Annotated in this window: 32 protein-coding genes and 1 pseudogene; all 33 read right to left on the minus strand. The window is 63.0% G+C overall.

Annotated features, from left to right (window positions below; translation table 11 throughout):
• Nucleotides 1-93 precede the first annotated feature (93 nt).
• Nucleotides 94-967, minus strand: a pseudogene (locus ACWGS9_RS26325) (DMT family transporter).
• Between the two features lie 44 nt (nt 968-1,011).
• Complete coding sequence (locus tag ACWGS9_RS26330) at nt 1,012-1,992, minus strand: RluA family pseudouridine synthase (RefSeq protein WP_454508006.1); 981 nt, start codon at nt 1,990-1,992, stop codon at nt 1,012-1,014.
• Nucleotides 1,993-2,141: 149 nt separating this feature from the next.
• Nucleotides 2,142-2,969 carry an aspartyl/asparaginyl beta-hydroxylase domain-containing protein gene (locus ACWGS9_RS26335; protein ID WP_454508007.1) on the minus strand — a complete coding sequence of 276 codons (828 nt, stop codon included), beginning with the start codon at nt 2,967-2,969 and terminating at the stop codon, nt 2,142-2,144.
• Between the two features lie 241 nt (nt 2,970-3,210).
• A complete protein-coding gene (locus ACWGS9_RS26340; protein ID WP_454508008.1) occupies nt 3,211-4,521 on the minus strand; it encodes a replication-associated recombination protein A in 1,311 nt (436 codons plus the stop codon).
• Nucleotides 4,522-4,568: 47 nt separating this feature from the next.
• Nucleotides 4,569-6,056, minus strand: coding sequence for a DegQ family serine endoprotease (locus tag ACWGS9_RS26345; protein WP_454508009.1), 1,488 nt, complete (start codon nt 6,054-6,056; stop codon nt 4,569-4,571).
• A 191-nt stretch (nt 6,057-6,247) separates the two neighbouring features.
• A complete protein-coding gene (rplQ, locus tag ACWGS9_RS26350) occupies nt 6,248-6,679 on the minus strand; it encodes a 50S ribosomal protein L17 (protein ID WP_320311070.1) in 432 nt (143 codons plus the stop codon).
• A 104-nt stretch (nt 6,680-6,783) separates the two neighbouring features.
• Nucleotides 6,784-7,794, minus strand: coding sequence for a DNA-directed RNA polymerase subunit alpha (locus tag ACWGS9_RS26355; RefSeq protein ID WP_040983001.1), 1,011 nt, complete (start codon nt 7,792-7,794; stop codon nt 6,784-6,786).
• Nucleotides 7,795-7,892: 98 nt separating this feature from the next.
• Nucleotides 7,893-8,282: a 30S ribosomal protein S11 gene (rpsK, locus tag ACWGS9_RS26360; protein WP_006205444.1), complete on the minus strand. Its 390-nt coding sequence runs from the start codon at nt 8,280-8,282 to the stop codon at nt 7,893-7,895.
• 142 nt (nt 8,283-8,424) lie between these two features.
• Nucleotides 8,425-8,793: a 30S ribosomal protein S13 gene (gene rpsM / locus ACWGS9_RS26365; RefSeq protein WP_027170351.1), complete on the minus strand. Its 369-nt coding sequence runs from the start codon at nt 8,791-8,793 to the stop codon at nt 8,425-8,427.
• 209 nt (nt 8,794-9,002) lie between these two features.
• The gene (locus tag ACWGS9_RS26370; protein ID WP_454508010.1) at nt 9,003-9,593 is read right to left on the minus strand and encodes an adenylate kinase; all 591 of its coding nucleotides are present in this window, start codon (nt 9,591-9,593) and stop codon (nt 9,003-9,005) included.
• Nucleotides 9,590-10,930, minus strand: coding sequence for a preprotein translocase subunit SecY (gene secY / locus ACWGS9_RS26375; protein WP_320311068.1), 1,341 nt, complete (start codon nt 10,928-10,930; stop codon nt 9,590-9,592). The genes ACWGS9_RS26370 and secY overlap by 4 nt, the downstream gene beginning before the upstream one ends.
• Before the next feature lie 257 nt (nt 10,931-11,187).
• Nucleotides 11,188-11,661 (minus strand): 50S ribosomal protein L15, encoded by a 474-nt coding sequence (gene rplO, locus ACWGS9_RS26380; protein WP_140646279.1) that lies wholly within the window; start codon nt 11,659-11,661, stop codon nt 11,188-11,190.
• A gap of 22 nt (nt 11,662-11,683) precedes the next feature.
• Complete coding sequence (rpmD, locus tag ACWGS9_RS26385) at nt 11,684-11,881, minus strand: 50S ribosomal protein L30 (protein WP_027170355.1); 198 nt, start codon at nt 11,879-11,881, stop codon at nt 11,684-11,686.
• A gap of 25 nt (nt 11,882-11,906) precedes the next feature.
• A complete protein-coding gene (rpsE, locus tag ACWGS9_RS26390; protein WP_032933400.1) occupies nt 11,907-12,470 on the minus strand; it encodes a 30S ribosomal protein S5 in 564 nt (187 codons plus the stop codon).
• A gap of 128 nt (nt 12,471-12,598) precedes the next feature.
• Nucleotides 12,599-12,961, minus strand: a complete 363-nt coding sequence (gene rplR / locus ACWGS9_RS26395; protein ID WP_320214075.1) for a 50S ribosomal protein L18 — start codon at nt 12,959-12,961, stop codon at nt 12,599-12,601.
• A gap of 138 nt (nt 12,962-13,099) precedes the next feature.
• Nucleotides 13,100-13,633, minus strand: a complete 534-nt coding sequence (gene rplF / locus ACWGS9_RS26400; protein ID WP_140802996.1) for a 50S ribosomal protein L6 — start codon at nt 13,631-13,633, stop codon at nt 13,100-13,102.
• 90 nt (nt 13,634-13,723) lie between these two features.
• Complete coding sequence (gene rpsH / locus ACWGS9_RS26405; RefSeq protein ID WP_320311066.1) at nt 13,724-14,122, minus strand: 30S ribosomal protein S8; 399 nt, start codon at nt 14,120-14,122, stop codon at nt 13,724-13,726.
• Between the two features lie 12 nt (nt 14,123-14,134).
• Nucleotides 14,135-14,440 carry a 30S ribosomal protein S14 gene (gene rpsN / locus ACWGS9_RS26410; RefSeq protein WP_042642199.1) on the minus strand — a complete coding sequence of 102 codons (306 nt, stop codon included), beginning with the start codon at nt 14,438-14,440 and terminating at the stop codon, nt 14,135-14,137.
• 26 nt (nt 14,441-14,466) lie between these two features.
• Nucleotides 14,467-15,045 carry a 50S ribosomal protein L5 gene (gene rplE / locus ACWGS9_RS26415; protein ID WP_036260373.1) on the minus strand — a complete coding sequence of 193 codons (579 nt, stop codon included), beginning with the start codon at nt 15,043-15,045 and terminating at the stop codon, nt 14,467-14,469.
• A complete protein-coding gene (rplX, locus tag ACWGS9_RS26420) occupies nt 15,038-15,352 on the minus strand; it encodes a 50S ribosomal protein L24 (RefSeq protein WP_454508011.1) in 315 nt (104 codons plus the stop codon). Before rplX ends, rplE begins: the two co-directional genes overlap by 8 nt.
• Nucleotides 15,353-15,364: 12 nt before the next feature.
• Nucleotides 15,365-15,733, minus strand: coding sequence for a 50S ribosomal protein L14 (gene rplN, locus ACWGS9_RS26425; RefSeq protein ID WP_006205457.1), 369 nt, complete (start codon nt 15,731-15,733; stop codon nt 15,365-15,367).
• A gap of 72 nt (nt 15,734-15,805) precedes the next feature.
• Entirely contained in the window at nt 15,806-16,045 is a 240-nt protein-coding gene (rpsQ, locus tag ACWGS9_RS26430) for a 30S ribosomal protein S17 (protein ID WP_027170362.1), read from the minus strand.
• A gap of 4 nt (nt 16,046-16,049) precedes the next feature.
• Nucleotides 16,050-16,250, minus strand: coding sequence for a 50S ribosomal protein L29 (gene rpmC, locus ACWGS9_RS26435; RefSeq protein WP_140701052.1), 201 nt, complete (start codon nt 16,248-16,250; stop codon nt 16,050-16,052).
• Between the two features lie 12 nt (nt 16,251-16,262).
• The gene (gene rplP / locus ACWGS9_RS26440; protein WP_027170364.1) at nt 16,263-16,676 is read right to left on the minus strand and encodes a 50S ribosomal protein L16; all 414 of its coding nucleotides are present in this window, start codon (nt 16,674-16,676) and stop codon (nt 16,263-16,265) included.
• A 27-nt stretch (nt 16,677-16,703) separates the two neighbouring features.
• Nucleotides 16,704-17,432, minus strand: coding sequence for a 30S ribosomal protein S3 (gene rpsC, locus ACWGS9_RS26445; protein ID WP_095818137.1), 729 nt, complete (start codon nt 17,430-17,432; stop codon nt 16,704-16,706).
• The gene (gene rplV, locus ACWGS9_RS26450) at nt 17,432-17,821 is read right to left on the minus strand and encodes a 50S ribosomal protein L22 (protein WP_010909277.1); all 390 of its coding nucleotides are present in this window, start codon (nt 17,819-17,821) and stop codon (nt 17,432-17,434) included. The genes rpsC and rplV overlap by 1 nt, the downstream gene beginning before the upstream one ends.
• A 2-nt stretch (nt 17,822-17,823) precedes the next feature.
• A complete protein-coding gene (rpsS, locus tag ACWGS9_RS26455) occupies nt 17,824-18,102 on the minus strand; it encodes a 30S ribosomal protein S19 (protein WP_006205463.1) in 279 nt (92 codons plus the stop codon).
• 16 nt (nt 18,103-18,118) lie between these two features.
• Nucleotides 18,119-18,952, minus strand: coding sequence for a 50S ribosomal protein L2 (gene rplB, locus ACWGS9_RS26460; protein ID WP_126084116.1), 834 nt, complete (start codon nt 18,950-18,952; stop codon nt 18,119-18,121).
• A gap of 22 nt (nt 18,953-18,974) precedes the next feature.
• Nucleotides 18,975-19,268, minus strand: coding sequence for a 50S ribosomal protein L23 (locus ACWGS9_RS26465; RefSeq protein WP_040983033.1), 294 nt, complete (start codon nt 19,266-19,268; stop codon nt 18,975-18,977).
• On the minus strand, nt 19,265-19,885 hold the full coding sequence (rplD, locus tag ACWGS9_RS26470) for a 50S ribosomal protein L4 (RefSeq protein ID WP_112099609.1): 621 nt from the start codon (nt 19,883-19,885) through the stop codon (nt 19,265-19,267). The genes ACWGS9_RS26465 and rplD overlap by 4 nt, the downstream gene beginning before the upstream one ends.
• The gene (rplC, locus tag ACWGS9_RS26475) at nt 19,885-20,601 is read right to left on the minus strand and encodes a 50S ribosomal protein L3 (protein ID WP_095765515.1); all 717 of its coding nucleotides are present in this window, start codon (nt 20,599-20,601) and stop codon (nt 19,885-19,887) included. The genes rplD and rplC overlap by 1 nt, the downstream gene beginning before the upstream one ends.
• A gap of 61 nt (nt 20,602-20,662) precedes the next feature.
• The gene (gene rpsJ, locus ACWGS9_RS26480) at nt 20,663-20,971 is read right to left on the minus strand and encodes a 30S ribosomal protein S10 (protein ID WP_006205468.1); all 309 of its coding nucleotides are present in this window, start codon (nt 20,969-20,971) and stop codon (nt 20,663-20,665) included.
• A gap of 69 nt (nt 20,972-21,040) precedes the next feature.
• The coding region (locus tag ACWGS9_RS26485; protein WP_454508015.1) for an EF-Tu C-terminal domain-related protein at nt 21,041-21,217 on the minus strand (177 nt) is incomplete at its 5' end.

Consider the following 21,217-nt stretch of genomic DNA (forward strand, 5'->3'; position numbering starts at 1 on the left):
AATTCCAGGAAAAGTGTGAAACGGTTTTCCGTCTGGAATTGCGTCAAAACAAAGAGATAGAGCGGTTTCCGTTTCTGTGAAACGGTGAACGCTCTAGGGTGCGGGCTGCCTGCGCGCCGGGCGGTTGACGGTGATCAGGCCAGCGGCGATCAGCCCCAGTGCCAGGAAGATCCTGATCGTCGGCGGCTCGCCCAACAGCACCGCGCCGCACAGAACGCCGAACACCGGCGACAGGAAGGCGAAGCTCGACAATCCGGCCGCCGGATAGCGCGTGAGCAGCCAGAACCACAACACATAGGTGAAGGCGACGATATAGAAAGACTGGAACAGCAGCGCCAGGGTCGGCAAGGCGGCAACCGCGCGGATCGGCGGGCCCGCGAACGGCATCACCAGGGCACCGACAATGGCGGCGCCTGCCAGTTGATAAAGCAGCAGTTTCTCGGCGCTGGTCTCGACCAGCTTCGACCGCTTGATGACGATGCTGGTCGTCGCCCAGAGGATGCCTGAACCGAGGCTGAGCAGGTCTCCTGTCCGCGTTGCGTCGTTTCCGGCGACGATGCCGTCGGAAAAGACCGCCACGAGGCCGCAGAATGCAAGGATGAGCCCGGCCAGCTTGCGGGCGTTGATGCGTTCGCCCAGCAGGAAATGGCCGCCGATCAGGACCCAGAACGGCATGGTGTTGACCAAGAGCGTGTTGCGGGCAACGGTGGTGTATTCGAGCCCGATATAGAGGCACAGGAACTCGACGCCGAAGAGGACGCCGACGACGATGCCGGCGCCAAGCGTCCCGTCGGCTTCGAAGAGCTTGATGCCGCGCAGGCGACACCATCCAAGCACGCAGAGCCCGCCGAGAAACGAGCGCGATCGAGACGAAGACAGGGTCGTAGCCAGCATAGGATATCTTGGCGGCAACGTAGTTCAGCCCCCAGGAAAATGTCAGCCAGACCATGATGGCGGCCGCGGCCATGTCGACCGCATTGCGGCGATCCAATGCAGGCGCAGCCGCCAATGTCAGTCCTCCGCACTCTGTTCGTCGAAGCCGATCAGGTTCCAGCTCTGACGCATATGCGGCGGCATCGGCGCCGTGACATCGATGACGCCGTGGTCGGGGTGCGGGATGATGATGCGGCGTGCATGCAGATGCAGGCGGTTTTGAATGCCGCCTGGGAAATCCCAGTTGGTATCGGCCTCGAAATATTTGGGATCGCCGATGATCGGGCAGCCGATATAGGCGGCATGAACGCGAAGCTGGTGTGTTCGGCCGGTATAAGGCTCCATCTCAAGCCAGGTCATGGTCTGTGCCGCCTGCTCGATGATGCGGTAGAAGGACACAGCGTGGTCGGCGCCTTTTTCACCATGCGCGGCCACGCGTACGCGGTCGCCGTCCTCAGTCGACTCCTTGGTCAGCCAGGTCGAAATCTTGTCCTCGCGCTTCGGCGGCACGCCCTTGACCAGCGCCCAGTAAGTCTTCTTGGTCTCACGCGCCCGGAACGCTTCCGACAGCTTCATCGCTGCAAGACGCGTGCGGGCAACCACCAGCACGCCGGAGGTGTCGCGGTCGAGGCGGTGCACGAGGCGCGGCTTCTCGCCCTTCTGGTTGCGCCAAGCCTCCAGCATGTCGTCGACGTTGCGGGTGACACCCGAGCCGCCCTGCACCGCCAAGCCGGCCGGCTTGTTGAACACGAAGACTTTCGGATCCTCATGCAAGAGCATCTTGGCGAGCACGTCGGCATCACCCTGATTGCGGATCGAGTGGCCAGTGAGTGGCGCGTCGCCTTTCTTGTCGACATCAAGCGGCGGGACGCGCACGGTCTGGCCGGGCTCGACGCGCGTGTCGGCCTTTACCCGACCGCCGTCGACCCGGACCTGGCCCGAGCGTAAGAGCTTTTGCAGGTGGCCGAAGCCGAGGCCTGGGAAATGGACCTTGAACCAGCGATCGAGCCGCATGCCCGCCTCGCCGGCCTCCACCGTGATCTGTTCAACACCTGCCATGACTTCGCTTTTCCATTTGAAAGCGGCGCCATAGCACTAAGGCACGCAGGTTGCGAGCCAAAGACCCAACAAAGCACGGCGATTGCCCCAATCGTCGCGATGTCAGATCATCGACACCAGCCGAACCACGGCAACAGCTCGATGCCCAATCAGTTGGCGGCGGCCTTCGGCTTGGACGAGCCGATCATCTTCCAATTCTTGTAGAAGACGGAATTGATGCGCTCGACGCTGACCGAGACGATGGCAAGAAGGCCCGCGATCAGCCTCGGGAATGGAGACGGACGGATGATGTCGACGAAAACGCAGTAGCGGCGGCCGTCATATTCGTTGACCGACCGGTGGAACAGCGTGTCATCGAAGATGAAGAGCGGATTGTCGTACCAGTAGTTCTTCTTGCTGCCGCACTGGACGAATATCTCGGCCTTCACCGGAATCAGATTGTAGAGGATGCGCAGGCTGAGCCGGAGCGGACCGAAGTGCCAGGACGTGGATTCGCGCTTGCTGAAAACGGATACCGCGATCGTCTTGATGTATTTGTAGTCCTTGTTGAATTCGGGGACGTTGTCGATCTTGTGCTTGCCGTACCACTGGTAGACATACATGCCGCGACGGCCGGCGCCGAAATTGGCGTCGATATCGGCGATGATTTCGTCCTTGCGCGCGTTGAAGACGCCCAGGACCTCGTTGATCTCGCGCTGATAGTCCTCGGGGAACTGCTCGGGCTTCCAGACACCGGGATTGCGGTAGCAGAGCAGGTCGACGATCAGGTTGAACGGCGACAGCAGCCAGGTGAACAGGCCGTTGCCGAGGAAATAGCGGTCGAACAGATTGCGGTCCTTCTGGTCGTTGCGCATGACGTCGATCAGGCCGCAGACAACGAAGATCGCCGTAATGATCGGGATGAAGTAGAAGCCGAGCCCGAGAACCACGACCGCGATGGCAGCCTTGCGGAGCGTCTTGACGGTTTGCTTTGTCATTGTCATTCGCGCGGGAGCGCGATCCTGTTCCGTTTGCCAAAATCACGGCGACCCCCGCCCGCCGTGGGTCTAGATAAGATTTTTTGTTTCCCGGCACAATGCCGTCGCACAGGTCTCAATGGTCGGCCAGCGCAAGTATTTGGAGTATGTTACTCCACTTCAACTCAATGCACAGGCGGCAAGCCAAGCTCGTCCCCGGCCAAGGCGTGGCTTCGCGGTCGCCGACCACAGGGGGCGCAACTCAACCGTTCCGTTCGCTGCGCAGCTTTGCCCAGTATTCCAGCCGCTTGCGGATATCGCGCTCGAAACCGCGCTCCGGCGGATCGTAGAAAGTGCGCCGACCCATCTTTTCCGGAAAATAGTCCTGGCCGGAAAACGCGTCCGGCTCGTCATGATCGTAGCGATAGCCGGCGCCGTAATCGTCCTGCTTCATCAGCTTGGTCGGCGCGTTGAGGATGTGCTTGGGCGGCAGCAGCGAGCCGAACTCCTTGGCGGCCGCTGTCGCTGCCTTGAAGGCGTTGTAGACAGCATTCGATTTCGGCGCGGTGGCGAGATAGACGGCAGCCTGGGCGAAGGCGAGCTCGCCCTCGGGCGAGCCAAGATAGTCATAGGCGTCCTTGGCCGCATTGGCGACGACAAGCGCTTGGGGATCGGCGAGCCCGATATCCTCCACCGCCATGCGCACGAGCCGGCGGCCGAGATAGAGCGGATCCTCGCCGGCATCGAACATGCGGGCGAGGTAATAGAGGGCAGCATCCGGATCGGAGCCGCGCACCGACTTATGCAGCGCCGAGATCAGATTGTAGTGACCGTCCTGGCCCTTGTCGTAGATCGGCGCGCGGCGCTGGATGACGCGCTGCAGGCCTTCCGGGCTGAATACCTCGCCTTTCTTGGCGGCGCGCCAGACCTCCTCGGCCAGCGTCAGCGAGGCGCGGCCGTCGCCGTCCGCCATGCGGATGAGCATCGCGCGCGCCTCTTCATCGAGCGGCAGCGCCCTGCCCTCGGCTTCTTCCGCGCGCGCCAGAAGCTTGGTGATGCTTTCTTCGCCCAGCGAGCGAAACACCAGCACGCGGGCGCGGGACAGAAGCGCGGCGTTCAGCTCGAAGGACGGGTTCTCCGTGGTGGCGCCGACCAGCACCACCGTGCCGTCCTCCATGACGGGGAGAAAACCGTCCTGCTGGGCGCGGTTGAAGCGATGGATCTCGTCGACGAAGAGCAGCGTCTGGCGGCCGTTGGCACGCCTCAGCTTGGCGGCCTCGAAGACCTTCTTGAGGTCCGCGACGCCAGAAAACACGGCCGATATCTGCTCGAAGGCAAGATTGGTCTCGCCGGCCAGCAGCCGCGCAACCGTTGTCTTGCCGGTGCCGGGCGGACCCCAGAAGATCATCGAGCCGAGCGAACCGGAATCGATCAGCCTGGTCAGCGCGCCGTCGGGGCCGGTCAGATGCTCCTGGCCGACGACCTCGCCGAGGTTCTTCGGGCGCAACCGGTCGGCAAGCGGCCGCCCGGGTGGCGCTTTCTCCGGTTCATCAGAGCTGAACAGATCGGCCATGCATGTCTTTTGGTTGGAGCGCGATCCTCAGAGATGGGAAGATCGCCTTAGTAACGCAACACCTGGCGCAGTATCTGCCCGCCGCGCTCGACGGTAAAGCGCCACCAGCGCGTGTCCTGCTGGGCAACCTGTGCCAGCGTCGCCGCGGTATCGACGGTGGTGCCGTTCACCTCACGCACGATATCGCCGGGCTGGAAGCCGAAATCGGCGGCCGGCGAATCGCGGCTGATGTCGACGACGGTGACGCCCTTGAGATCGGTGCGAAGGCCAAGCCGCTGGGCAAGCCTCGGCGACAGTTCCGCGACCTTGGCGCCGGAAAAGGGGCTGCGGCCACGCAGGACAACTTCGCTGGGCTTGGCGCCTTCCGGCGCTCTCTCCAGCGGGATTTCCAGCGTCGCCTGTTGACCCTTGCTCAGCACGGCGAACGTCGCCTTGGTGCCGATCGACAGCGTCGCCATGCGGTAGTCGAGCGCCTCGATGCTTTCGACCGGTGTGTTGTTGAGCGACAGGATGACATCGCCCGGCTTCAGCCCCGCCTTGCCGGCGGGGCCCGCGGCGTCCACCGTCGAGACCAACGCGCCGGTCGGCTTCTCCATGCCGAGCGATTCGGCGATCTGCAGCGTCACCGCTTCGAACTCCGCGCCGATATAGGGCCGCTCGAAGAAGTCGAGCCCGGCCTTGGCGGCATCGGCAAAGGCGCGCACCATGTTCGAGGGGATGGCGAAGCCGATGCCGATCGAGCCGCCGCTGCGGCTGTAGATGGCCGTGTTGATGCCGACCAACTGGCCGCCCATGTTGATCAGCGCGCCGCCGGAATTGCCGGGGTTGATGGCGGCATCGGTCTGGACGAAATAGCCCGAATCCGAAACGCCGATATGGCTGCGGGCAAGTGCCGAGACAATGCCGCTGGTGGTGGTCTGGCCGACGCCGAACGGATTTCCGATGGCCAGCACGAGGTCACCGACCTCGAGCGCGTCGGAATCGCCGATGGCGATCACCGGGAACGGTTTGTCGGCCGAAATCTTGAGCACCGCGAGATCGAGCGTCTCGTCCTTGAGCATGACCTTGCTGGCGAATTCGCGCCCGTCCGCGGTCGCGACCTTCACTTCATCGGCGTCCTTGATGACGTGGTAATTGGTGACGATCACGCCGCTCGGATCGACCAGCACGCCGGAGCCCAGCGACGACTGCGCGCGCGGCTGCGCGCGACCGAAGAACTCCTCGAAGAAGGGATCGCCTTCGAAGGGCGACGTCACCTTTGCGGTCTGCGAGGCATAGACATTGACGACGGCCGGCGCCGTTTGCTTGACCAGCGGCGCGAAGGAGAGCTGCACCTGCTCGCGGCCGAACGGCACGCGCTTGTCGGGGCCGGAGGTGCCGTTCTCGCCTTCGACGCCATGCAAGAGATCGGTCAGCACGTCGGATAGGCCCGGATCGGCCGGCTTGGCAGCGCCCTCGGCCAATGCCTGTCTTGCGGCCGGAGCCGCGGCGAAAACGGCCAGCGCGGCAACAAGAAACAGTCGTTTGAGGTGCATTTTCGAATCCCTCCAGATCGGGCGCCATTGTCCCCACGATTGTGCAGAATGAAAGGCTAATGCACACAAATGCGACACTTGTCGCGCAAAAGCATGAACCCGGGCGTGAAATTCCTCTCACCCGGCTCAAACTGTTCCGAATGCAAAAGGGGCCCGCGGGCCCCTTGAAGTCATTGAAGAAAACGCGTGCCTCAGGCGGCCGCGGCTTCCTCATTGGCGCCTTCCGCCTCGAGGCGAGCGCGGTCGCCGGCGCCCTTGGCCGAGGTGTCGCGGTCGACGAACTCGATGACCGCCATCGCGGCGTTGTCACCCTTGCGGAAGCCCGCCTTCATGATGCGCAGATAGCCGCCGTTGCGGGTGGCGTAGCGCGGAGCGATGGTCTCGAACAGGCGCTTGACGACGCCTTCATTGCCGATCTGCGCGATCACCTGGCGGCGGGCGTGCAGATCGCCGCGCTTGCCGAGCGTGACGAGCTTCTCGACGATCGGACGCAGGTCCTTCGCCTTCGGCAGGGTGGTGACGATCTGCTCGTGCTCGATCAGCGAGACGGCAAGATTGGCGAACATCGACTTGCGATGGCTGATGCTGCGGGCGAAGCGGCGGCCTTTGAAACCGTGGCGCATGGCTCTTTTCCTTCTTCAGTTGTTCAAGAGGCCACGGCCTCTGATGATTTTCCGCATGACCGTCGGATCGAGCGGCTCTCGCCGCCGATCCTTGGAATTCATGCTCAATATTGGTCTTCGTAACGCTTGGCGAGATCTTCGATGTTTTCCGGCGGCCAGTCCGGCACTTCCATGCCGAGATGGAGGCCCATTGCCGCCAGCACTTCCTTGATCTCGTTCAGCGACTTGCGGCCGAAGTTCGGGGTGCGCAGCATCTCGGCTTCGGTCTTCTGGATCAGGTCGCCGATATAGACGATGTTGTCGTTCTTCAGGCAGTTGGCCGAACGCACCGAGAGCTCGAGCTCGTCGACCTTCTTGAGCAGCGCCGGGTTGAAGGCGAGCTCGGTGACGGCCTCGGCGGCGACTTCCTTCTGCGGCTCATCGAAGTTGACGAACAAAGCGAGCTGGTCCTGCAGGATGCGGGCGGCGAAAGCGACCGCGTCCTCGCCCGAGATCGAGCCGTTGGTCTCGATGGTCATGGTCAGCTTGTCATAGTCGAGCACCTGGCCCTCGCGGGTGTTCTCGACCTTGTAGGAGACCTTCTTGACCGGCGAGTAGAGGCTGTCGACCGGGATCAGGCCGATCGGCGCGTCCTCGGCGCGGTTGCGCTCTGCCGGCACATAGCCCTTGCCGGTGTCGACGGTGAACTCCATGCGGATCTCGGCGCCCTCGTCCAGCGTGCAGATGACGTGGTCGGGGTTGAGGATCTCGACGTCGCCGACGGTCTGGATGTCGCCAGCGAGCACGGCGCCCGGGCCCTGCTTGCGCACGACCATGCGCTTGGGACCATCGCCTTCCATGCGGATGGCGATTTCCTTGATGTTGAGCACGATGTCGGTCACGTCCTCGCGCACGCCGGCGATGGACGAGAATTCATGCAGCACGCCGTCGATCTGCACGGCGGTCACAGCCGCGCCGCGCAGCGAAGACAGAAGCACGCGCCGCAGCGCGTTGCCCAGCGTCAGGCCAAAGCCGCGTTCGAGCGGCTCGGCCACCAGCGTGGTCAGCGTCTTCTTCTTCGACGAGAACTCGATCTTGTTCGGCTTGATCAGTTCCTGCCAGTTTTTCTGAATCATAGATGTCTTCCTTCCTTTGCCCCGCCACCATCCAATCGTGGCGGGCGACACGGAAAACCGCGGAGGAACGCCTTGGCGTTCACGCGGCGTTTAAAAAATTAGACGCGGCGCTTCTTGCGCGGACGGCAGCCATTGTGCGGGATCGGCGTCACGTCACGGATCGAGGTGATGGTGAAGCCAGCCGCCTGCAGCGCGCGAAGGGCCGATTCACGACCGGAGCCGGGTCCGCAGACCTCGACCTCGAGCATGCGCATACCGTGCTCCTGCGCCTTCTTGGCGACGTCCTCGGCAGCCATCTGGGCGGCGAACGGGGTCGACTTGCGCGAACCCTTGAAGCCCTGCGCACCGGCCGACGACCAGGCAATCGAATTGCCCTGCGCGTCGGTGATGGTGATCATGGTGTTGTTGAAGGTCGAATTGACGTGGGCAACGCCCGACGAGATATTCTTGCGTTCGCGACGGCGAACACGAGCGGCTTCCTTGGCCATGGTAGTCCTTTCAGTTGATCTCTACACCGCCGTAATGCCAGCGGCTCCACCTTGGGAAGGCAGTAGGGGAGTAAGGCAGTAAGGGAGTAGGGAAAACGCGATCCCCTATTGCCTTACTGCCCTACTCCCTTACTCCCCTAAATTACTTCTTCTTGCCGGCGATTGCCTTGGCCGGGCCCTTGCGGGTGCGCGCATTGGTATGCGTGCGCTGGCCGCGGACCGGCAGCGAGCGGCGGTGACGCAGGCCGCGGTAGCAGCCGAGGTCCATGAGCCGCTTGATGTTCATCGAGACTTCGCGGCGCAGGTCGCCTTCGACCTGGTAGTCGCGGTCGATCGTCTCGCGGATCTGCAGCACTTCCGCGTCGGTCAGCTGGTTGACGCGGCGGTCCGCCGGGATGCCGACCTTGTCGACGATCTCCTGGGCAAACTTCTTGCCGATGCCGTGAATGTACTGAAGCGCGATGACGACGCGCTTGTTGGTCGGAATGTTGACGCCGGCTATACGAGCCATTTTCTTCTCTTTCTCCATATGGGCCGGACAAGCCGGCGCTTTCGAAGTTGCCCCGCGTCCGGTGGAGGCCGGCCCTTGCGGGAGTTTCCTGGTTCAAAGCGACTGCCTTGCCCGCAAGGGCAAGCAAAGTCCATGCCTGATAGGAAGACGGGCCGCCATAACCCAACGGCCCACTCCAGTCAAGCGCAATCTTTAATTGTCAGCGCGGCTCACTTCGCCGCTGCCGAGAGCACCTTGCCGATCTCGGTCGTCACCGCATCGATACCCGCCATGCCGTCGACGGTCTTGAGCTTGCCTTTGGCGTAGTAGTAGCCGATCAGCGGCGCCGTCTTCTTGTAGTATTCGCGCAGGCGTTCTTCGAACACCTCGGGGTTGTCGTCCTTGCGCACCGGCTGGCCGACGGCCTTGGCATCCTCGGCGCGTTTGACGATTCGGCCGACCAGCGCCTTGTCGTCGACGACGAGCTCGATGACTGTGTCAAGCGCAATGCCGCGCTCGGCGAGCATGGCTTCCACCGCATCGGCCTGGACCAGCGTGCGCGGATAGCCGTCGAGGATGAAACCCTTGGCGCAATCCGGCTGATCTATGCGTTCGGCGACGATGGCGTTGACGATCGCATCCGAGACCAGCTCACCGGCATCCATCACCGCCTTGGCGCGCTTGCCGACCTCGGTTCCGGCCTGGACGGCGGCACGCAGCATGTCACCCGTCGAGAGCTGGGGTATGCCGTGTTTTTCTACCAGTCTTTGTGCTTGCGTCCCCTTGCCCGCTCCTGGCGGCCCAAGCAATATCAGCCTCATCTGCTCCTCTTACCCCCGCGCAACTTCGACTTCTTGATCAGGCCCTCATACTGGTGCGCGATCAGGTGACCCTGAATCTGCGCTACCGTGTCGAGCGTGACACTGACCACGATCAGAAGCGATGTGCCACCGAGGTAGAAAGGTACGCCAGTCGCCGAAATCAGGAACTCCGGCAGCAGACAGACCAGCACAAGGTAGATGGCGCCGACGACGGTGATACGCGTCAGAACATAGTCGATATAATCGGCGGTGCGCTCACCCGGACGGTAGCCCGGGATGAAGCCGGAATGCTTCTTGAGCTGGTCTGCCGTGTCCTTCGGGTTGAAGACGATCGCCGTGTAGAAGAAGGCGAAGAAGACGATCATGCCCGCATAGAAGAGCATGTAGAGCGGCTGGCCGTGGCCGAGCGAGGCCAGGATCGTGCTTGCCCATGCCGGCAGGTTGGTCGCCTGCGAGAAGCCCGCGACCGTCGCCGGCAAAAGCAGCAGCGAAGAGGCGAAGATCGGCGGGATGACGCCCGAGGTGTTGAGCTTCAGCGGCAGGTGCGAGGTATCGCCCTGGAACATGCGGTTGCCGACCTGGCGCTTCGGATACTGGATGAGCAGGCGGCGCTGCGCGCGCTCGAAGAAGACGATCAGCGCGATGACGATGATGGCCAGCACGATAATCGCCAGGATCAAGCCGGTCGACAGCGCGCCGGTGCGGCCCAGTTCCAGCGTGCCGGAGATCGCCCGCGGCAGGCCGGCGACGATGCCGGAGAAGATGATCAGCGAAATGCCGTTGCCGATGCCGCGCGCGGTGATCTGCTCGCCGAGCCACATCAGGAACATGGTGCCGCCGACCAGCGTGACGACGGTCGAGATGCGGAAGAACATGCCGGGATCGTTGACGATGCCGTTGCCGCCTTCGAGGCCTATCGAAATGCCGTAGGCCTGGATCAGCGCCAGAAGCACGGTGCCATAGCGCGTGTACTGGTTGATGATCTTGCGGCCCTGCTCGCCTTCCTTCTTCAGCGCTTCCAGCGACGGGATGACCGACGTCATCAGCTGCATGATGATGGAGGCGGAAATGTAAGGCATGATGCCCAGCGCAAAGATCGCCATGCGCTGCACGGCGCCGCCGGCAAACATGTTGAACATGCCGAGCACGCCCTTGCTCTGCGAGGAGAAGGCCTGGGCGAACGCGTCGGGATTGATGCCGGGAAGCGGGATGTAGGTGCCGAGGCGATAGACAAGCAGCGCGCCGATCGTGAACCAGATGCGCTTCTTCAGATCCTCGGCCTTGGCGAAGGCCGCGAAATTGAGATTGGAGGCTAGTTGTTCAGCAGCCGAAGCCATGCCTGATTCTCCGCTAGAGCATGATGCCGAAAAGTGTGGAGCGGTTTTCGGACTACATCATGCTCTACTTCTTTGATTTCTGTGTCACGCTCGATGCCCGCAGCTCAGGCGGCGCGTGTCACCGAAGCTCACGAGATAAGCTCCGGACCGTAAACATGCAAGCGGCCGCGTTGACGCGGCCGCCCAATTCACCAGATCGAAGCACGGTTCGGCGGAGGATTCGAAGTCATTCCCGCCGGCCGCGCTTCAAATCGCCGTTACTCGGCGGCGGCAGCTTCCGGCAGCTTCACCGAACCGCCGGCCTTCTCGATCTTCTCGATCGCGGCCTTAGAGGCGCCGGCGACGTCGAAGGAGAGCTTCGCCTTCAATTCGCCGTCGGAGAGCACGCGCACGCCGTCCTTGGCGCGGCGGATGACGCCGGCGGCAACCAGGGCCTCGGCCGTCACGGTCGCCTTGGCGTCGAGCTTCTTGGCGTCGATCGCGGCCTGGATACGAGCCAGCGACACGACAGTGAAGCTCTTGGCGAAGATGTTGTTGAAGCCACGCTTCGGCAGGCGCCGGTAGAGCGGCATCTGGCCGCCTTCGAAGCCGTTGATGGCAACGCCCGAGCGGGCCTTCTGACCCTTGACGCCGCGACCGGCGGTCTTGCCCGAGCCGGAGCCGATGCCGCGGCCGAGGCGCTTCCTGGAGTGCGTGGCGCCGTCCTTGTCACGCAGATCGTTGAGTTTCATGTTGCTTCTCCTGCGCTTCCGTTCAGGCCTCGTCCACGACGCGGACGAGGTGCTGGACGGCGGCGATCATGCCGCGCACGGAAGGGGTATCTTCCAGCGTGCGCCGCTTGTGCATCTTGTTCAGGCCGAGGCCGACCAGCGTCGCGCGCTGCTCCTTCGGCCGGCGGATCGGCGAACCGATCTGCTCGACGGTGATAGTCTTGGTAGCTTTCTTGGCCATGGTCGAAATCCCTGGTCAGCGGCGACTATTCTTCAGCCGCAACGGCGGTGCCGCGGCGGGCCTGAAGGGTCGAGTACTTGATACCGCGCGCGGCAGCCACATCCTTCGGATGCATCTGGCTCTTCAGCGCATCGAAGGTGGCGCGAACCATGTTGTAGGGGTTCGACGACCCCATCGACTTGGCGACCACGTCATGCATGCCGAGCGTCTCGAAGACAGCGCGCATCGGACCGCCGGCGATGATGCCGGTACCCTGCTTGGCGGCGCGCAGCAGAACGCGTCCAGCGCCCCAGCGGCCCTCGACGTCGTGATGCAGCGTGCGGCCCGAACGCAGCGGCACGAAGATCATGTCGCGCTTGGCCGACTCGGTCGCCTTGCGGATCGCTTCCGGCACTTCGCGCGCCTTGCCGTGGCCGAAGCCGACGCGGCCCTTCTGGTCGCCGACGACGACGAGAGCGGCAAAGCCGAAGCGACGGCCACCCTTCACCACCTTGGCGACGCGGTTGATGTGGACGAGCTTGTCCACCATGCCATCGTCGCGCTCTTCGCGTTCGCGGCCGCGGCCGCCTTCTCTACGTTCCTGTGCCATATCCTGTTCCTTGTTCTTTTCCGGAAGCACGGGTTGCTGTTTGCCGGCGCCTCATTCGGGTCGCCGACGGCGGATTTTCCCTTTGCATGATCTTATCCGAAAAGTCTGCAACTTTTCGGGAACATGCATCAGAAGCTCAGGCCGCCTTCGCGGGCAGCCTCGGCCAGCGCCTTGACGCGGCCATGATAGATATACGGACCGCGGTCGAAGACGACTTCCTTGACGCCGGCCTTGGTGGCGCGCTCGGCGATCAGCTTGCCGACCGCGGCGGCGGCTGCGGTGTCGGCGCCGGTCTTGAGCGAACCCTTGAGGTCCTTCTCGAGCGTCGAGGCGGCAGCCAGCGTGTGGCCGTTGGCATCGTCGATGACCTGGACGTAGATGTTCTTCGAGGTGCGGTGCACCGAAAGCCGCGGGCGCGCGCCGGCGACCTTCTTCAGCTGGCGGCGTACGCGCTGCGCGCGGCGCTGGATGGTCTCTTTGGGGCTTGCCATAATGTCAGTTCCTTGCCTTCAGAAAACGGGGGCAACCATGTGCGGTAGGCCAGGCCTCCCGCGGCCGCTCCCCGCGGCGTTACACTTCCCGGGCTTGGCCCTTTCCGAAAAGTCCGCAACTTTTCGGGGCCAAGCCTATTACTTCTTCTTGCCTTCCTTGCGCACGATGCGCTCGTCGGCATAGCGCACACCCTTGCCCTTGTACGGCTCCGGACCGCGATATTCGCGAATCTCGGCGGCGACCTGGCCGACCTGCTGCTTGTCGATTCCCGAGACCGTGATCTCGGTCGGCTTCGGCACGGTGATCGTGATGCCCTGCGGCGTCTCATAGACCACATCGTGGCTGAAGCCGAGGGCCAGCTGCAGGTTCTTGCCCTGCAGCGCCGCACGATAGCCGACGCCGGTGATCTCGAGCTTCTTCTCGAAGCCGTCCTTTACGCCCTGCAGGATGTTGACGATCTGCGTGCGCGACATGCCCCACTTGGAGCGGGCCGCCTTGGTCTGGTCGCGCGGCTCGACAGCGATCTCGCTGCCTTCCATCTTGACCAGCACTTCGTCGTTCACCACGAACTTCAGCTCGCCCTTGGGGCCCTTCGCCGTCACGGTCTGGCCGTTGACGGTCGCGGTCACGCCCTGCGGCAGCGAAACGGGTTTCTTTCCGATACGAGACATTTTGTTGTCCTCGTCACTTCTTTGGTTTCAGGTTCCAGTTCCCGGGCGCGATCCCGAGAACCGAAGCCCATTCATCAATCTCGCGCCGGATCAGAAGATCTGGCAGAGGATCTCGCCGCCGACATTCTGCTCGCGCGCTTCGTGGTCGGCCATCACGCCCTTCGGCGTCGAAAGGATGGCGATGCCGAGGCCGTTGGCGACCTGCGGGATCGACTTGGCCGAGACATAGACGCGGCGGCCGGGCTTCGAGACACGCGCGATTTCGCGCACGACCGGGGCGCCGTCGAAATACTTCAGCTCGATCTCGATTTCCGACTTGCCGTTTTCAAAATCGGTCTGGCTGTAGTCGCGGATATAGCCTTCCGACTTCAGCACTTCGAGGACGCGGGCGCGCAGACGCGAGGCCGGGGTCGAAACGCTCGACTTCTTACGGCCATAGGCGTTGCGGATGCGGGTCAGCATATCGCCGAGAGGATCGCTCAATGACATCTCAGTGTCTCCTTACCAGCTCGACTTGACCAGGCCCGGGATCTGGCCGGTATTGCCCAGATCGCGAAGCGCGATACGCGAAAGCTTGAGCTTGCGATAGTAGGCACGCGGACGGCCCGTGACTTCGCAGCGGTTGCGGATGCGGATCTTGGCCGAGTTGCGCGGCAGTGCCGAAAGCTTCAACTGGGCGCGGAAACGCTCTTCCATCGGCTTGGACTGATCCATGATGATGGCCTTGAGCGCCGTGCGCTTGGCGGCGTACTGGTCGGCGAGCTTGCGGCGCCGGTTGTTCTTCTCGACTGAGCTGGTCTTTGCCATTTCAGATGTTTCCTTTTTCGCTGCCGTTACTGGCGGAAGGGGAAGTTGAAGGCCTTGAGCAGCGCTCTCGCCTCGTCGTCCGTCTTCGCCGTCGTACAAACGATGACGTCCATGCCCCAGACCTGATCGACCTTGTCGTAGTTGATCTCCGGGAACACGATGTGTTCCTTGATGCCCATGGCATAGTTGCCACGGCCGTCAAAGCTCTTCGGGTTCAGTCCGCGGAAGTCGCGAACGCGCGGCAGCGCGATGTTCACGAGGCGGTCGAGGAACTCGTACATGCGTTCCTTGCGCAGCGTGACCTTGGCGCCGATCGGCATATTCTCGCGCACCTTGAAGCCGGCAATCGAGTTGCGGGCACGGGTGACGACGGCCTTCTGGCCGGCGATCATCGCGAGATCCTCGGCCGCGACCGAGGGCTTCTTGGAGTCCGCGGTCGCTTCGCCGACACCCATGTTCAGCACGATCTTGTCGATGCGCGGAACCTGCATGTCGTTGTCGTAGCCGAACTGCTCCTGCATCGCCTTGCGGATGGTCTCGTTGTAGACCTTCTTGAGGCGCGGCTCGTTCTTGGCAGTTGCCTGCTTGGTTTCAGCCTTAGCCATTGATGACTTCTCCCGAACGCTTGGCGACGCGCACCTTCTTGCCGTCCTTCTGGATGGTGAAGCCGACGCGGGTCGGCTTGCCGTCCTTGGGGTCGGCCAGCGCGATGTTCGACAGGTGGATCGGCGCTTCCTTGGTGATGATCCCGCCCTCTTGGGACTGGCTCTGCTTCTGGTGACGGCGAATGAGGTTCACGCCGCGAACGAGCGCGGTGTCTTCCTTCGGCTGCACCGACAGGACCTCGCCCGAACGGCCCTTGTCCTTGCCGGCAAGCACGACGACCTTGTCGCCTTTTTTGATCTTTTGCATTGGTCCGGCTCCTTACAGCACTTCAGGCGCGAGCGAGATGATCTTCATGTGGTTCTTGGCGCGAAGCTCGCGCGGAACCGGTCCGAAGATACGGGTGCCGATCGGCTCTTTCTTATTGTCGACGAGAACGGCCGCGTTCTTGTCGAAACGGATCACGCTGCCGTCCGGGCGGCGGATGTCCTTGGCCGTGCGAACCACGACCGCCTTCATCACGTCGCCCTTCTTAACGCGGCCGCGCGGAATGGCTTCCTTGATCGACACCACGATGATGTCGCCGACGGAGGCATATTTCCGCTTCGAACCGCCCAGCACCTTGATGCACATGACACGACGGGCGCCGGAATTGTCCGCGACGTCGAGGTTTGTTTGCATCTGAATCATGACTGGCCGCCTTCTTCTTTTCTAACGGGACAGGCTCGAAGCCCCTCCCCGGTCTGTCCAAAATTCGTTTGTTTACGCCTGGTCCGAGGTGACGACGATCCAGCGCTTGTCCTTCGAAATCGGCTTCGATTCCTGGATGAACACCTGGTCGCCGACCTTGTGGGCGTTGTTCTCGTCGTGCGCCTTGTACTTCTTGGTCATGCGCACGGTCTTCTTCATCACGGGATGCGTGAAGCGCCGCTCGACCTTGACGACAACCGTCTTCTCGTTCTTGTCGCTGACGACGGTGCCCTGCAAAATGCGCTTTGGCATGGTCTTAACCCTTCTTGGCCGCGGCTTTTTCCGCGGCAATGGTCTTGATGCGCGCGATGTCCTTGCGGACCTGCTTCACGCGCGCGGTCTTTTCGAGCTGACCGGTGGCCTTCTGGAAGCGCAGGTTGAACTGCTCCTTCTTCAGGCTGGCCAGGTCGTCGGTCAGCTGATCCTGGGTCTTGGTCCGGATGTCTTCGGCTTTCATGATCGCCTGTCCTTATTCTGCGATGCGCTGCACGAAGCGCGTCTTGACCGAGAGCTTGGCGGCGCCGAGACGCAGCGCCTCACGCGCGGTCTCCTCGCTGACGCCGTCGATCTCGAACATGATGCGGCCGGGCTTGACGCGCGCCGCCCAGTAGTCGACGGCGCCCTTGCCCTTACCCATGCGGACTTCGGTCGGCTTCGAGGTGACCGGCAGATCCGGGAACACCCGGATCCAGACGCGGCCGGCGCGCTTCATCTCGCGGGTGATCGCGCGGCGGGCCGCCTCGATCTCGCGCGCGGTGACGCGGTTCGGCTCAAGCGCCTTCAGCCCGAAACCGCCGAAATCCAGATTGGTGCCGCCCTTGGCGGTACCGTGGATACGGCCCTTGAACTGCTTGCGGAACTTTGTGCGCTTTGGCTGCAGCATCGTTCTAACTCCAAATTCTCAAATGTCTCAGGCGTTCTCGCGACGACGGCCGCGCTCACGCTCGCCGCCACCGCCGCCATGCGCGGCATCACCTTCGGTGGCGCGACGCTCCGAAGCCATCGGGTCGTGTTCGAGGATCTCGCCCTTGAACACCCACACCTTGACGCCGCAGATGCCGTAAGCCGTGTTCGCCTCGGCCGTGCCGTAGTCGACATCGGCGCGCAGCGTATGCAGCGGCACGCGGCCTTCGCGGTACCACTCCATGCGCGCGATTTCGGCGCCGCCGAGACGGCCGGAGCAGTTGATGCGGATGCCTTCGGCGCCGAGGCGCATGGCCGACTGAACGGCGCGCTTCATGGCACGGCGGAACGCGATGCGGCGCTCGAGCTGCTGCGCGATCGACTGGGCGATCAGCGTGGCGTCGATCTCCGGCTTGCGCACTTCAACGATGTTGAGGTGCGTTTCGGACTTCGTCATCTCGGTCAGCTTCTTGCGAAGCTTCTCGATGTCGGCGCCCTTCTTGCCGATGATCAGGCCCGGGCGCGCGGCATGGATGGTGACGCGGCACTTCTTGTGCGGACGCTCGATCACGACCTTGGAGATCGCGGCCTGCTTCAGTTCCTTCTCAAGATATTTGCGGATCTTGAGGTCCTCGTGCAGCAGCTGGCCGTACTCGCCGGTGTTCGCGAACCAGCGCGAATCCCAGGTACGGTTGATGCCGAGACGCAGCCCGATCGGATTGACTTTCTGGCCCATTATGCGGCCTCCCCTTTTTCCTCGACTTCACGAACGACGATCGTGAGGTGCGAGAACGGCTTTTCGATACGACTGGCGCGACCGCGGCCACGAGCGTGGAAGCGCTTCATGACGATCGACTTGCCGACATAGGCTTCCGCCACGACCAGCGCATCGACGTCGAGGTCGTGATTGTTTTCCGCGTTGGCGATCGCCGATTCCAGCGTCTTCTTGACCGTGCCGGAAATCCGCTTGGCCGAGAATTCGAGGTCGGAAAGCGCTGTCGCGACCTTCTTGCCGCGGATCAGCGCGGCAACCAGGTTCAGCTTCTGCGGGCTGATACGGATCGTGCGCAGAACGGCACGCGCCTCGTTATCAGCAAGCCTGCGCGGAGCTTTGGCCTTGCCCATGATTATTTCCTCTTCGCCTTCTTATCCGCGCCATGACCGTAATAGGTCCGGGTCGGAGCGAATTCACCGAACTTGTGGCCGACCATGTCCTCGTTCACCGAGACCGGGACGTGCTTCTGGCCGTTGTAGACACCGAAGGTGAAGCCGACGAACTGCGGCAGGATGGTGGAGCGACGGCTCCACATCTTGATCACCTCATTGCGACCACCTTCACGAACCTTGTCCACCTTCTTGAGAAGGTAGCCGTCGATGAAGGGGCCTTTCCAAATCGAACGAGTCACTTGGCGTTACCTCTTCTTAGCTCTTGCGCTGATGACGCGAGCGCAGGATGAACTTGTCGGTCGCCTTGTTGGACCGCGTCTTCTTGCCCTTGGTCGGCTTGCCCCAGGGCGAAACCGGATGACGGCCACCCGAGGTGCGGCCTTCACCGCCGCCATGCGGATGGTCGACCGGGTTCATGGCCACACCGCGATTGTGCGGGCGCTTGCCGCGCCAGACGGTGCGACCGGCCTTGCCGTCGTTGATGTTGCCGTGGTCGGGATTCGACACGGCACCCACGGTGGCCATGCAGGAGCCGTGCACGACGCGCTGCTCGCCCGAGTTGAGGCGCAGGATCGCCATGCCCTGGTCGCGGCCGACGAGCTGGGCGTAACCGCCGGCCGAACGGGCGACCTGGCCGCCCTTGCCCGGCTTCAGCTCGATGTTGTGGACGATCGTGCCGACCGGCATCGAGGCCAGCGGCATCGCGTTGCCCGGCTTCACGTCGACCGCTTCGCCGGCCACGATCTTGTCGCCGGCAGCAAGGCGCTGCGGGGCCAGGATGTAGGACAGCTCGCCGTCGTCATACTTGATCAGCGCGATGAAGGCGGTGCGGTTCGGATCGTATTCGATACGCTCGACCGTGCCGACGACATCGTACTTCTTACGCTTGAAGTCGATGATGCGGTACGAACGCTTGTGACCGCCGCCGATGAAGCGGGCCGTGATGCGGCCGTAATTGTTGCGGCCGCCCGACTTGGTCAGGCCTTCGGTCAAGCCCTTGACGGGCTTGCCCTTGTAGAGGCCCGAGCGGTCGACGATGACCAGCTGGCGGGTGCTCGGCGTTACCGGGTTGAATTTCTTAAGTGCCATTGTCCTGTCCTCGCGGCCTTGCTCAGAGACCCGTCGCGACGTCGATCGACTGGCCGTCGGCCAGCGTCACAACCGCCTTCTTGACGTCGCCCTGGCGGCCAACCGTGCCGCGGAAGCGCTTGATCTTGCCCTTGCGGACGAGCGTGTTCACAGCCGTCACCTTGACGCCGAAGAGAGCTTCCACGGCAGCTTTGATTTCCGGCTTCGACGCCTTCTTGGCGACGTTGAAGACGACCTGGTTCTGCTCGGAAGCCATGGTCGACTTTTCGGTGATCGCCGGCGAGACGATCACGTCGTAATGACGAAGGTCGGTCATTTGAAGCGCTCCTCGAGAGCCTCGACGGCGGCCTTCGAAAGGACCAGCGTGCCGCGGCGCAGAATGTCGTAGACGTTGATGCCCTGGATGGGCAGCACGTCGATGTTCGGAATGTTGGTCGCCGCCAGCTTGAAGTTCTGGTCGAGCTCGGCGCCGCCGATCACCAGGGCATTGGTCAGCCCCAGCGTCTCGAGGTTCGCCGCCAGCGTCTTGGTCTTGGCCTCGGCGAGCTTCAGCTCGTCGATGACGATGATCGAAGCGCTCTTGGCCTTGGCCGACAGAGCATGCTTCAAGCCGAGGGCGCGCACCTTCTTCGGCAGCTCGTGCTCATGGCTGCGAACGACTGGGCCGTGCGCCTTGCCGCCGCCGCGGAACTGCGGAGCGCGAGCCGAGTGGTGACGGGCGCGGCCCGTACCCTTCTGCTTGTACATCTTGGCGCCGGTGCGCGCGATCTCGGCGCGGCCCTTGGCCTTGTGCGTGCCCTGCTGCTTCTTGGCGAGCTGCCAGCGCACGACGCGCTGCAGGATGTCCTCGCGCGGGTCAAGGCCGAAAATCTCCTCGGAGAGTTTCACCTTGCCGGCGTCCTTGCCGCCCAGCGTTGTGATCTTGAGATCCATTATTCGGCTCCCTCAGTGGCCGGGGCTTCATTCTTGGCGGCAGCGGCGCGGATCGCGGCAGGCTTCGGCGCGTTGGCCGGCAGCGCAACCTTGGCAGCGTCGCGAACCAGGATCCAGGCGCCCTTGACACCGGGAACCGCGCCGCGGATCAGGATCAGGCCGCGATCGGCGTCGGTCGAGACGACCTCGACATTCTGCGTGGTCACGCGGGTGTCGCCCATGTGGCCGGCCATCTTCTTGCCCTTGAACACCTTGCCGGGGTCCTGGCGCTGACCGGTCGAGCCGTGCGTGCGGTGCGAGACCGAGTTGCCGTGTGTGGCGCGGCCACCACCCATGTGGTGCCGCTTGATCACGCCCTGGAAGCCCTTACCGGTCGAGGTGCCGGTGACGTCGACCTTCTGGCCGGCGACAAAATGCTCGACGGTCAGTTCGGCGCCGACATCGATCATGTTGTCGGCGGAGACGCGGAACTCGGCGACCTTGGCCTTGGGCTCGACGGAAGCGGCGGCGAAATGGCCGCGCATGGCCTTCGACGTGTTCTTCACCTTGGCAAGGCCGACGCCCAGCTGGACGGCGGTGTAGCCGTTCTTCTCCTGCGTGCGCTGGGCCACGACCTGGCAGTTCTCCATCTGGAGAACGGTGACAGGAACGTGTTCCCCGGCATCGTTGTAGATGCGGGTCATTCCCACCTTCTTTGCAATCACACCTGAACGCATCGGTTCAATTCCTTTAGAGTTCCGGGCCAGGGGCACCGCCCCTTACCGCGCTCTCATTCCTTTAGAGCTTGATCTCGACGTCGACACCGGCGGCCAGATCGAGCTTCATCAAAGCATCGACCGTCTGCGGGGTCGGATCGACGATGTCGAGCAGCCGCTTGTGCGTGCGCATCTCGAACTGCTCGCGGCTCTTCTTGTCGACGTGGGGCGACCGGTTGACCGTGAATTTTTCGATCCGTGTCGGCAGCGGAATGGGGCCGCGGACGTTGGCGCCGGTGCGCTTGGCGGTCGACACGATTTCGCGCGTCGAGGCGTCGAGCACCCGGTGGTCAAACGCCTTAAGGCGGATGCGGATATTCTGTCCGTTCATGCGTCAATTCCTTGTTCTGGCGCGGCGCGGGCAGCTCCCGCGCCCGCGACAGATCGGTTTCAGTCCAATTTACTCTTTGATGGTGACGACGATGCCGGCACCGACGGTGCGGCCGCCTTCACGGATGGCGAAGCGCAGCTTCTCTTCCATCGCGATCGGCACGATCAGCTCGACGTCGACGGTGATGTTGTCGCCAGGCATGACCATTTCGGTGCCGGCAGGCAGCGTCACGATGCCCGTCACGTC

It is taken from the genome of Mesorhizobium sp. Arg314 (genome assembly GCF_053714275.1).

Bases quoted from the DNA above. Each gene is read 5' to 3' on its own strand.
- ACWGS9_RS26330 (WP_454508006.1), bottom strand. From the start codon at position 1,992: ATGGCAGGTGTTGAACAGATCACGGTGGAGGCCGGCGAGGCGGGCATG.
- ACWGS9_RS26335 (WP_454508007.1), bottom strand. From the start codon at position 2,969: ATGACAAAGCAAACCGTCAAGACGCTCCGCAAGGCTGCCATCGCGGTC.
- ACWGS9_RS26340 (WP_454508008.1), bottom strand. From the start codon at position 4,521: ATGGCCGATCTGTTCAGCTCTGATGAACCGGAGAAAGCGCCACCCGGG.
- ACWGS9_RS26345 (WP_454508009.1), bottom strand. From the start codon at position 6,056: ATGCACCTCAAACGACTGTTTCTTGTTGCCGCGCTGGCCGTTTTCGCC.
- rplQ (WP_320311070.1), bottom strand. From the start codon at position 6,679: ATGCGCCACGGTTTCAAAGGCCGCCGCTTCGCCCGCAGCATCAGCCAT.
- ACWGS9_RS26355 (WP_040983001.1), bottom strand. From the start codon at position 7,794: ATGATTCAGAAAAACTGGCAGGAACTGATCAAGCCGAACAAGATCGAG.
- rpsK (WP_006205444.1), bottom strand. From the start codon at position 8,282: ATGGCCAAGGAAGCCGCTCGTGTTCGCCGTCGCGAACGCAAGAATATC.
- rpsM (WP_027170351.1), bottom strand. From the start codon at position 8,793: ATGGCTCGTATAGCCGGCGTCAACATTCCGACCAACAAGCGCGTCGTC.
- ACWGS9_RS26370 (WP_454508010.1), bottom strand. From the start codon at position 9,593: ATGAGGCTGATATTGCTTGGGCCGCCAGGAGCGGGCAAGGGGACGCAA.
- secY (WP_320311068.1), bottom strand. From the start codon at position 10,930: ATGGCTTCGGCTGCTGAACAACTAGCCTCCAATCTCAATTTCGCGGCC.
- rplO (WP_140646279.1), bottom strand. From the start codon at position 11,661: ATGAAACTCAACGATCTGCGTGACAAGGACGGCGCCACGCACTCCAGG.
- rpmD (WP_027170355.1), bottom strand. From the start codon at position 11,881: ATGGCCAAGAAAGCTACCAAGACTATCACCGTCGAGCAGATCGGTTCG.
- rpsE (WP_032933400.1), bottom strand. From the start codon at position 12,470: ATGGCACAGGAACGTAGAGAAGGCGGCCGCGGCCGCGAACGCGAAGAG.
- rplR (WP_320214075.1), bottom strand. From the start codon at position 12,961: ATGGCAAGCCCCAAAGAGACCATCCAGCGCCGCGCGCAGCGCGTACGC.
- rplF (WP_140802996.1), bottom strand. From the start codon at position 13,633: ATGTCTCGTATCGGAAAGAAACCCGTTTCGCTGCCGCAGGGCGTGACC.
- rpsH (WP_320311066.1), bottom strand. From the start codon at position 14,122: ATGTCATTGAGCGATCCTCTCGGCGATATGCTGACCCGCATCCGCAAC.
- rpsN (WP_042642199.1), bottom strand. From the start codon at position 14,440: ATGGCAAAGACCAGCTCAGTCGAGAAGAACAACCGGCGCCGCAAGCTC.
- rplE (WP_036260373.1), bottom strand. From the start codon at position 15,045: ATGGCTAAGGCTGAAACCAAGCAGGCAACTGCCAAGAACGAGCCGCGC.
- rplX (WP_454508011.1), bottom strand. From the start codon at position 15,352: ATGCAAAAGATCAAAAAAGGCGACAAGGTCGTCGTGCTTGCCGGCAAG.
- rplN (WP_006205457.1), bottom strand. From the start codon at position 15,733: ATGATTCAGATGCAAACAAACCTCGACGTCGCGGACAATTCCGGCGCC.
- rpsQ (WP_027170362.1), bottom strand. From the start codon at position 16,045: ATGCCAAAGCGCATTTTGCAGGGCACCGTCGTCAGCGACAAGAACGAG.
- rpmC (WP_140701052.1), bottom strand. From the start codon at position 16,250: ATGAAAGCCGAAGACATCCGGACCAAGACCCAGGATCAGCTGACCGAC.
- rplP (WP_027170364.1), bottom strand. From the start codon at position 16,676: ATGCTGCAGCCAAAGCGCACAAAGTTCCGCAAGCAGTTCAAGGGCCGT.
- rpsC (WP_095818137.1), bottom strand. From the start codon at position 17,432: ATGGGCCAGAAAGTCAATCCGATCGGGCTGCGTCTCGGCATCAACCGT.
- rplV (WP_010909277.1), bottom strand. From the start codon at position 17,821: ATGGGCAAGGCCAAAGCTCCGCGCAGGCTTGCTGATAACGAGGCGCGT.
- rplB (WP_126084116.1), bottom strand. From the start codon at position 18,952: ATGGCACTTAAGAAATTCAACCCGGTAACGCCGAGCACCCGCCAGCTG.
- ACWGS9_RS26465 (WP_040983033.1), bottom strand. From the start codon at position 19,268: ATGACCGACCTTCGTCATTACGACGTGATCGTCTCGCCGGCGATCACC.
- rplD (WP_112099609.1), bottom strand. From the start codon at position 19,885: ATGGATCTCAAGATCACAACGCTGGGCGGCAAGGACGCCGGCAAGGTG.
- rplC (WP_095765515.1), bottom strand. From the start codon at position 20,601: ATGCGTTCAGGTGTGATTGCAAAGAAGGTGGGAATGACCCGCATCTAC.
- rpsJ (WP_006205468.1), bottom strand. From the start codon at position 20,971: ATGAACGGACAGAATATCCGCATCCGCCTTAAGGCGTTTGACCACCGG.